General features: G+C 54.0%; 1 protein-coding gene. It reads left to right on the forward strand.

The window, feature by feature from the left end; genetic code table 11:
* Positions 1–382 precede the first annotated feature (382 nt).
* Positions 383–11,306, forward strand: a 10,924-nt coding sequence (locus RIC19_RS25740; protein WP_502930815.1) for a GEVED domain-containing protein, incomplete at its 3' end; no start/stop codon positions are given.

Genomic DNA, 11,306 nt, shown 5'->3' on the forward strand with positions numbered 1-11,306 from the left:
GCTTATAAATCATATTTATAACCGTACAACTGCCCTGTATTTAGTGGTCCTCCGCTCAGGGGGTGGGTAGATGGGCAAAAGTGTCCCGGTTGATTCGGGAAACATAACGCACTTTTGCTATGTGTATGTGTAAAATACCATTTTCCGTATCAAAGTTGAGTCTATTCTCTACCTCGGAGCAATTCGGTCTTGCCGATGGTTTTATTGCATACCAGCAAATCATAAGGGATAACAACACTTGAACTTGGAACTCATGAAAGTAGCACGCACAAATTCTTCAAAGGGATTAGCTCCCAGTCTCAACTCCTGCTTTTACTATCGGGCTGCATTTGCAAAACCGCTCCTGAAATTATTCTTTGTCCTGTTTTTTTTGGGACAAACTTTGTCTACGCTCTATGGACAAAGCTGCAACTGCACCGACTACCTCTACCTCAACGATACAGATCTTGAGTTCATCCATAAATTTGCCGTGGACGAGACTAGTGGCTCTGTTACTGAAATCGGTGCCCCCTGGTTTGAGGGGCTGGCTCAGTCCCCTCAGTTTACCGATCCGCACGGTATTGCGCAGGATTTGAATGGTAACCTGTACATCGCTACCTCATCCCAGGGAGACATCTACCAGTTTGACCCATTTGGCAATATTACCCTGAGCCCATGGCTGAGCAACGGAGGGCCGGGAGGCTTCGATGCCGGTACGGCCCTGCGGACGGTCAATTATGGTTTCAAAGATAATGTGTTGTATATCCATAACAATCAGCATCGTTACGTATATGCTATTGACCTTTGCACCGGCAGTAGCCTTGGGCGCATGGAATTGTATCCGGGCTCGGATGCAGTGAGCGGCAGCGGCCCGGTGGTCTGGGGCTTTTATGTGGACAATAACAACTGGTACGCCGTACAGCGGAGTAATCCAGGCAGTGTTTACACAGGTCCGCTGGACCTGAGCTTTTACACCACCGGATTTGGTACGCCGGCCCACAGCGGCACCCTGCTTTTCAACCTCTCGGAGCCAGCCACCGGCAGCGGTGATGGCGATGAAAATGGCATGGGCATCACTCGGGATGCTGCGGGTAATTTTTATGTAATTGAGCGGCAGACCATCTCCGGTACCCATGATCAGCCGGTGTTGGTGAAGTATAGCCCTACGGGTGCTGTACTGGGCTCTGTGACCGCCCCGGCTGATCCACTGGTCGGAAATGTAAATAATGGTGTTCCTGGCTTCAGTGGTGCACGGGGAGTAACCTACAGTGCGGCTTCAGACCGGGTGTATGTGAGCTCGAAAGTGAACTGTATTTCCGTATTCGAAACAGACCTTACGGAGCTTTCCGCCCTCAATTACGGTAACCCCATGAATGGCAGGCCTAAAGCCATTGGGGTAGTCACAGAATGCTGTGCCACTCCGGCCACTCAAAATATCAACAATACCATTTGCTACGATGGCGTAAACAATGAAACGATCTTCCTGCAGGAAGTCCTCGATTGTGAGGGCATCATCGCCGAGGGAACCTGGGCGGAAACTGCGGATGCCAATGGTGTATTTGATTACGAAAGCTGTGATAATTCGATCACGGTTACCGGTACAGGCTGTGCCACCTACACCCTGACATCAAACGGTACAGGGACAAATAATCAGTGCGGCGCATTTAATGTAACTGTGGAAATTTGTACCACGGACCCGCCTCAGAGCGGCACCCCGACTACAAGCGCAGGAACCTGTCAGGCCGTAAATGTGCCTAATAACGACGCAACCGTCACCATACCTATGATCGTGAACTCCGATATTGTCGGGGTCAGTAATCCCGGTGCTACCGGCGGCTATGACGGGCCTAATTACAATTCGGATGCCACCAGTAATCCACAGCTGTTTGCAGTATCCGGCGGTAGTGTGACCATCACCGGGCTGCAGCATAATCAGACTTATGTCATTCGCCTTTTCAATATGGGGAATGGTTGCCGGGAGGATGTGACGGTCACTACCGCTACTATTGATTGTTCCTGCGCTGTGGCTGCGGCTCCTTCTGCAAACACACCATGTGTAGGCGATGCCCTGAATTTGATGGCTAACCCTTCCGGAGCTGCCAGTTATACCTTTAATTGGAGCGGGCCAAATGGTTTCACTTCTACTGATGAAAATCCAATAATTAATATGGCTACTGTTGCGGCAGCAGGTAGTTACTCGGTTACTGTGACTGATGCCTCTGCTGTTACCTGTTCAGCAATTGAAACTGTAAGCGTGACTATTAACGCCCTGCCCACGGTAACGCTGAACGACCCTGCGGACGTCTGCATAGACGGCAGTGATATGAACTTCACCGCTACGCCAATGGGCGGCACTTTCTCGACCACGGCGCCAGCAGGCTTTACGCCGAATAATGCAGCCGGTACAGCGGTGCTCGACGTGAGCGCAGCGGGCGTAGGCACCTACGATGTGACCTACACCTTCACGGATGGCAACGGCTGCGAAGCCAGCCAGACAGTGAGCGTTGAAGTCTTTGCCCTGCCTACGGTAACCCTTAATGATCCTGCGGATGTGTGCATAGACGGCAGCGATATGAACTTCACGGCTACGCCAATGGGCGGCACTTTCTCGACCACGGCGCCAGCAGGCTTTACGCCGAATAATGCAGCGGGTACAGCGGTGCTCGACGTGAGCGCAGCGGGCGCGGGCACTTACGATGTGACCTACACCTTCACGGATGGCAACGGCTGTGAAGCCAGCCAGACGGTAAGCGTGGAAATCTTCGCCCTGCCAACCTACACTGCTGTAGGTACCAACCCAACGGTGTGCACAGGTACAGATGGTTTCGTTACGATCAGCGGTCTTCAGGCGAGTACTATGTACATCCTCAACTACGAAGATGACGGCACGGCTGTTGGCCCAACAAATGTAACAAGCAACGCATCGGGCGAAGTGGTAATCATGAACCTGAATGCGGGCAACTACACCAATATAATACTGGAAGACCCCAATGGCTGCAGCGGCGCAGCGGCTTCCGCTTCTTTGTCTGACCCGGCAGCGCCCACGGTGACCCTGAATGACCCGGCTGATGCGTGCATAGATGGTGCGGACATGTCCTTCACAGGGTCTCCCGCACCAGTTGGAGGCGCTACGGGCACCTTTAGCTCGAATGCCCCTGCAGGCTTCACCGACAACGGTGATGGCACGGCTTCGTTAGACGTAAGCGCAGCAGGAGCGGGTGTTTACACGATCACTTATTCCTACACCGATGCCAGCGGCTGTGCGGCCAATCAGATGGTAAGCGTTGAAGTCTTTGCGTTGCCTACTGTCACGCTAAACGACCCTGCCGACGTCTGTATAGATGGATCTGATATGGCTTTCTCGGGAATGCCAGTGCCAAGTGGAAGCGGTAGCATTATGGGCGTATTTAGCTCTACAGCAGCTAATGGCTTTACCGACAACGGTGACGGTACGGCTGCACTTGATGTGAGCGCAGCGGGCGCGGGCACCTACGATGTGACCTACACCTACACAGATGGCAACGGCTGCGAAGCCAGCCAGACAGTGAGCGTTGAGGTCTTTGCGCTGCCCACGGTAACGCTGAACGACCCTGCTGATGTCTGCATAGACGGCAGCGATATGAACTTCACCGCGACTCCAATGGGCGGGACCTTCTCGACCACGGCGCCAGCAGGCTTTACGCCGAATAATGCAGCGGGTACAGCGGTACTCGACGTGAGCGCAGCGGGCGCGGGCACCTACAATGTGACCTACACCTTCACGGATGGCAACGGCTGTGAAGCCAGCCAGACAGTGAGCGTTGAGGTCTTTGCGTTGCCCACGGTGACTTTCAGCCCAATCGCAGACCTTTGCCTGGAAGATGGCAGGCAGACCCTCGGTGGCGGCATGCCAACTGGTGGCGAATACTCCGGCACAGGCGTAACGGATAATGGTAATGGCGAAACCTTCGACTTTGATCCAGCTATAGCGGGCGCCGGTACAATAACCGTAACCTACACTTATACGGATGGCAACGGATGTACCAACAGCAATACCGCAACGATTACGGTTTATGGCGTGGATTATGGCGACCTTCAGGACCCACCATATGCGACTACTGCTGCTAGTAACGGAGCAGCCCACTGTGTAGCGGATGTCCCTCAGATTTACATCGGCAGTGTAGTAGATACAGAAACGGATGGACAGCCAACTGCTAATGCAGATGGCGATGGTGCCGATGAGGATGGATTCAACCCAGGCAGTACAACCTTTGAACTGGGTGAGACCGCGACTTTCACCGTAGACGTATTTAATAACACCGGCTCCGATGCAGAGCTGTATGTATGGTTCGACTGGAATAACGATGGAACCCTCGATAATGCCACGGAGCGCTATCAGCCCCAAAGCATCACCGTTGCCGGTTCAAATATCATGGGCAGCACTTTTGGCTCTAACGGCAACGTGCAAACGGCTAACTTCAGTGTTCCCGTACCCTCTACTGCTGTGCTGGGCATAAATTTGGGTACCCGCTTCCGCTTTAGTACAGATACGGACTTCCTGAATTTCACCGCTACCTCTACTGGCCTGGCGAATGATGGCGAGGTGGAAGACTACCTGATTATGATCGGTGGCTTTGACTACGGTGACTTGCCAGATGCAGGGCCTGGAGTGGGTGAAGGCAACTATGAAACTACAACGGCAAGCAATGGTCCGAGCCACATGATTCTGACCGATCCTTCCGGTAATGTCCTGCTGAAGATTGGCGCTGATGTAGATACAGAAGGCGATGGCCAGCCAGGTGCCAATGCCGATGGGGATGGCTTGGACGAAGACGGCTTCGACCCCACAAGCGTAATGTTCGTACGGGGCGAGTCACAGGACATCACCATCCCGGTAATGAATATGACTGGCAGCGGTGCCAAGCTGACGCTCTACGTCGACTGGGACAACGACGGCGACTTCAACGAGCCTGAAGAGATGATCTCCGTAACGGTAGCGGACGGTCAGACAAGCGCAATACTGAGCAATGTAACACCGCCTTCTTATGCGGTGCTGAATGACGACCTCGGCTTCCGCCTGCGCCTGACCACGGATGCAGCGATGAGCCCAACAGGCCCTGCACCGGACGGTGAAGTGGAAGACTACCTGATCACGGTAATGGCCTTTGACTACGGTGACCTTGCAGACAGCGGAGCCGGCACCGGCGAGCAAAACTATGAGACAAGCGAAGCCAATGGCGGCCCGTCGCACAAGATCGTGACGAACGAGGATGACATGGTAACGCTGAAGATTGGCGCTGATGTTGATGCGGATGCTGACGGACAGCCTAGCGCAGATGCGGACGGCGACGGAGCCGACGAAGACGGCTTCGACCCCACAAGCGTAATGTTCGTACGGGGCGAGTCACAGGACATCACCATCCCGGTAATGAATATGACCGGCGGCGATGCTAAGCTGACGCTCTACGTCGATTGGGACAACGACGGCGACTTCAACGAGCCTGAAGAAATGATCTCCGTAACGGTAGCGGACGGACAGACAAGCGCAATACTGAGCAATGTAACACCACCGGCCTATGCGGTGCTGAATGACGACCTCGGCTTCCGCCTGCGCCTGACCACGGATGCAGCGATGAGCCCAACAGGCCCTGCACCGGACGGTGAGGTGGAAGATTACAATATCACAGTAATGGCGTTCGACTACGGTGACCTGGCTGACAGTGGCTCAGGCGTTGGCGAAGGCAATTACGAAACGAGCAGCGCCAATGGCGGCCCGTCGCACAAGATCGTGACGAACGAGGACGACATGGTAACGCTGAAGATTGGCGCTGCTGTTGATGCCGATGCTGACGGACAGCCCAGCGCAGATGCTGACGGCGACGGAGCCGACGAAGACGGCTTCGACCCGGCGAGCGTGATGTTTGTAGCTGGCCAAATGCTGGATATTGATATTCCGGTAATGAATATGACCGGCAGCGGTGCTAAGCTGACGCTATACATAGATTGGGACAACGACGGCGACTTCAGTGATCCGGAGGAGATGTTCTCTGTCAGTGTTCCTGATGGCACTAATGGCAATGTGACACTTGCCGATATACTGGCACCGGAAGATGCGGCACTCAATACAGGCCTTGGTTTCCGTTTACGCCTGACCACCGATGCAGCGATGAGCCCAACGGGCCCTGCACCCGATGGCGAAGTAGAAGACTACGAAATCATGGTCATGGGCTTTGATTACGGTGACTTGTCTGATTCAGGCGCCGGTACAAACCCAGGTGATTACGAAACACAGGATGGCAGCAACGGCCCCAGCCATAAAATTGTTACAGACCCGGTTACCGGCGATGTGACCCTGAAAATTGGCAGCACTGTTGATGCAGAAGCTAACGGTCAGCAGAGCGCGAATGCAGATGGAGACGGAGCGGACGAGGATGGCGTTAGTCTGCCTATGTTTGTAACAGGCATGCCGGTTAATGTACCGGTAAATGTTATGAATATGACGACTGAGGTCGCTAAGCTGACTATGTTCGTTGACTGGAATAATGATGGCGACTTTGAAGATGACAACGAAATGTATTCAGTGGATGTGCCCGTTGGAGCTACTTTAGTTGAAATAGAAGATGTTACGCCTCCGCTCACGGCAACGCTTACGGCGCCAGTGGGTGTGCGGTTCCGACTAAGTACAGATGCTGTAGCTTCCATGAGCCCAACAGGTCCTGCTCCTGACGGAGAGGTGGAAGACTATCTGACTCCATCAATGGGCTTTGACTTTGGTGACCTCAACGATATGGCTGCAGGTACCAATGGTGACCCGAACAGCCCGCTGACACCTGCAGATTATCAGACGACTCTCGCTGATGATGGTGCACGCCACAAAATCCTGACCAATACTGTAGGCGTTCCTGTCCTTAAAATTGGTGCAGAACTTGACGACGAAGCCAATGGCCAGCCTAATGCAACGGCTGCCGGCGATGACAACAGTATGTCATCAGGCGTGGCAGACCCGGATGATGAAGATGGCCTTGACCTGAATAGCCTCCCGCTATTCATCTTAACCCAAACAACAACGCTGGATATTCCAGTGATGAATATGTCGGGAGAAGACGCGACCATTGCGGTTTACATTGACTTCAATAAGGATGGGGTGCTTGATGCCACAACCGAGAAGTTTACCGCTACAGTGCCTGACGGTGCCACCAGCGCACAAGTGGATGTACTGGTGCCAGTGGATGCCGTTGTTGGACAGGACCTTGGTCTGCGTATTCGTCTGGCTAATAACATGGCAGAGGTTATGTCAGCCACCGGTCTTGCCAATTCAGGTGAGGTAGAAGACTATATGGTACAAGTCGTAGGCTTTGACTACGGTGACCTGCCTGACACCTACACAACTTCCGACCCGGAGGCGCCTAAGCATATTGTTGACGAAGACCTGCTGCTGGGTACCTGTGTGGACACGGAAGCTGATGGCAGTCCGGAAGCGATGGCTGGTCTGATGCAGGGCGGCGACGATGCGGATGCCGGGCTGGCTACCTTTGGTACCTGTGGTACTGCTGGTGATGACGAAGATGGCATCGTGTTTGTCACCCCGATGATCCCTGGCTCTGAAGCCTGTATCGAGGTGACAGCAGTGAATAATAAAGGTGTAGACGCCGTATTGCAAATGTGGGTGGACTGGAATGGTGACGGCAGCTTCGATGCTGGCGAAGAAGTAACCTTTACGAGCACTAATGGTGATGCCATCCCTGATGGTGGTGTGAACGCAGAGCTGTACTGTTTTGACGTACCTGCTGATGCTGCCTTCCGTGAAGGCGCAGCTTTTGTCCGCTTCCGCCTGAGCGAAGATGGAGGCTTAGCTCCTGACAGCCAAACGGGAGTGGTGCCCTTCGGTGAAATCGAAGATTACAAGCTGCCGCTGGGCAAAGTTGGCAACCTGGTATTTGAAGACTATGACTTCGATGGCGTTCAGGATACCAACGAACCAGGGATTGATGGAGTAACTGTTGGGCTGACCTGGCTCGGCCCGGACAACACGCTTGGTACTGCGGATGATGTAATCTATGCTGACCTTACGACCGGAGCCGATGATTTTGATACCGGTGAGTATTACTTCTGCGGCTTGATTGAAGGCGAGTATAAGATCACCTATACCTCACCTGCAGGTATGACCCCAACACGTACTGACCGGGGCGGTGACGATGAACTCGACAGCGATGGTGGCATTACAGGTATGGACCTTTCCATGACAATGGAAACCTTTGTCATTGAAAATGTGACTACGCTGCCGGAAGATGAAAATGGTTCCGGAGATACAGGCGATGTGGTTGGCACTTTCCCTGATAATCAAACAGATGAGACGCACGATCAGGGCTTTGCCTTCCTGGATTATGGAGACCTGCCTGATGACCCCAACGATCCTAACGATTACCCAACCCTTATGGAAGAGGTTGGTGCGGTAAACGTTATCATCCCTGGCTTGTCACTTGGCACAACCATTGATGCAGAACTGGATGGACAGCCAGATGCGATGGCAGATGGCGAAGGCGCAGATGACGATGGTATTACTTTCCTTACCCCTCTTGTGCCTGGCGAATTTGCCGTGCTGAATATCAAGGCGGTGAACACCACAGGTGCGGACGCAGTACTGGAAGGCTGGATCGACTGGAACGGCAATGGTAGCCTTGATAATGATGAGTACCTGGAGTGGTACCTTGACCCGGTTAACCCTTCAACAGGAGGTGTTGCCATTCCTTATACGGTACCATCGGTTGGTATGCTGGATGTGAATGTTGCAATTCGTGTACCTGATGATGCCACTTTCATGAACGGTATGATGCTGGCTCGTTTCCGCCTCAACACCATTCAGGTGCAACTACCGTTCGGGCCTGATAAATATGGTACAGACCCGATGCCTGGAGGCGAGGTGGAAGATTATAAGCTACTCCTTTACGCCATCGGCAGCTACGTTTGGGAAGATACCAACGGCAATGGCTTACAGGACGACTTCTCCAGCCCATGCCTCAATGGCTTAGAGCTCAACCTCGAGTGGGCGGGCCCTGACGGCGATTTGGCAACTACTGCAGACAATCAAACCTTTACCGTCTCGACTTCAGAGAATAATGGCGTCAACGGGCAATACCTCTTCGGTGGTCTTACGCCTGGTACTTATGAGCTGAGCCTTGCTACCCTGCCTCCGGGCTTTACACCAACTATTATTGGTGCAGGCAGTGATGAGGATCAGGATAGCAATGACCCCGAGGGTGTCGTTATCGTTATTGACGAGAACGGGCAGCTGCTTCTGGGTGAAAATGGTACAGGTGATCAGCCGGGCGGGCTTGGTTATCCCGACAGCCAGGATAACCTGTCCTTCGACTTTGGTATCGTTACCGAAGCATTCTCCATTATCTGTAACTGTGACGGTTCTATCACCTTAGACTGGGAGCCTGTCGCTAATGGTACGACCTGGACAATAGATGTGGAAGATGCCAACGGTAACCCTGTGGTCGACTTTGTGAACATGTCCTCCACGGAAGTCACCTTTGCACCAGGTACCCTGACGAATGGCGAGTGCTACAACTTCGCCATTACCGAGAACCTGGGCAACAATCAGGTAGAAGCCATTCTGGGCCAGATTTATGCTATTTGTAACCCAGTACCGGTATTGACCCTCACCGGTGAAGGCCCAACTTGCCCGGGCGGTGACGATGGCAGTATTACTGTCCTCTTTGAGGAGCAGGGCTGCAATGCTACCTATAATATCTATCTGGTAGAAGTTGGCGCAGGCGAGCAACTGATCGCTAATGCAGTGATGCTGAATATGCCATTTGTGATCAATGGCCTGAGCGAGGGAAGTTACAGCGTGCGTGTTGAAGTCGCGGACCGGTTAAGCTGTGCCTACGGCGATGGCTGCCTGCCAACTGTATACGAAGAAGTCTTTATTCTTGAAAATACAGACGACGAAGCGCCCACTAAGACGGTCACCGACCAGTCCGGCAACGAGCCTGAGATGACGATCGTATACGAAAGCATCCCGGAAGGGGAGTGCGGCGTGCAGTTCGACTGGTTTGTAGAGCTGGATGACAACTGCCCGGTAAGCGGTCTGAGCCTGAGCGCAGAGATCACGACGAGCGCTGCTAACCCATCAGTAGACCCTTCTGCCAGCGTAACCCTGTCCAACAACGGCTCGGTATACGTAGTCTCTGTCCACGCGGGCATTGGTACCAATACTCTGGTGCTGACGGCTACAGACGAGGCGGGCAATATCAACGAGATGACGTACGAGATTACGGTCGTGGACAACCGCCCACCAGAGATCTACGGCCCTGGCGACATGCAGGTGCAGATCCCGGCCTGCGAAGACGGCATGCCGGTGAACTGGCAGATGTCGGTGATTGACGATTGCGACCTGGATGTAGAGCTGGTGCAGATCAGCGGCCCGCAGCCGGGCGATGTGCTGGCGCCAGGAGTATACACAGTAGTCTACGAGGCTACAGACGACTACGGCAATACGAGCCAGTACAGCTTTGACATCACGGTCACGCAGGCGCAGAGCCCTGCGCCGATCGTGGACGTGTCCGGCAACGGGCAGTTCGTGATCGAAGACTGTGCTGAGGACGGCTTTATCGTCTTCTCAGGCCATATTTATGACTGCGAGCTGCAGGCGGGCGATGTGCTCGACGGGCTGATCAGCATCAGCGGTGCGCCACTGGAGATCACCTACATCCTGGTGAACGAGGGCTATGCGTACTTCGAAGCCACGGGCAACCTGAGCGCCGGCAGCTACCTGATCGTTACCAGCTACGAAGGGGTAACAATAGGCCATGCTGTAGAAGTGGTGCAAGGCCCGGACACGCCGGCGGTAATAACGATGCCCGGCAACCTGGCCTACCAGGTGCCGAACTGCGAAGGCGAAGCAGCGGTAAGCTTTGCGGTACAGCTGGAAGACGACTGCGACGAAGACTTCGGCACAGCGAGCTTCACGGTGAACGGAGCGCCCGCGCCACCGTTCGACGCTGGCCTGTCTGACCCGGCCAACGGCTACTTTGCGTGGAGCCTGAGCCTGCCCCCTGGCGGTTATGTCATAGTGGGCACGTACACCGATGGCGGTGGCAACACCACGGAAGCCACGGCAACCATCACGGTGAATGCCGACGAGGACAACTCTGCCCCAATTATCGTGTACCCATCGCAGAACATCACCGAAGCGCTTGACCCCTGTGGGCCAGACGAGGCAGAAATTTGCTTCCAGGCCACAGCCATTGACGATTGCGAAGGCGATATCGTGCCAACCGTAACGGTAACGGATAACGGCGGCAACGCCATCCCAGTGACGGTGGACGGCAATACGTACT

This window comes from Phaeodactylibacter sp., from assembly GCF_040219495.1.
Classification (GTDB): Bacteria; Bacteroidota; Bacteroidia; order Chitinophagales; family Saprospiraceae; genus Phaeodactylibacter.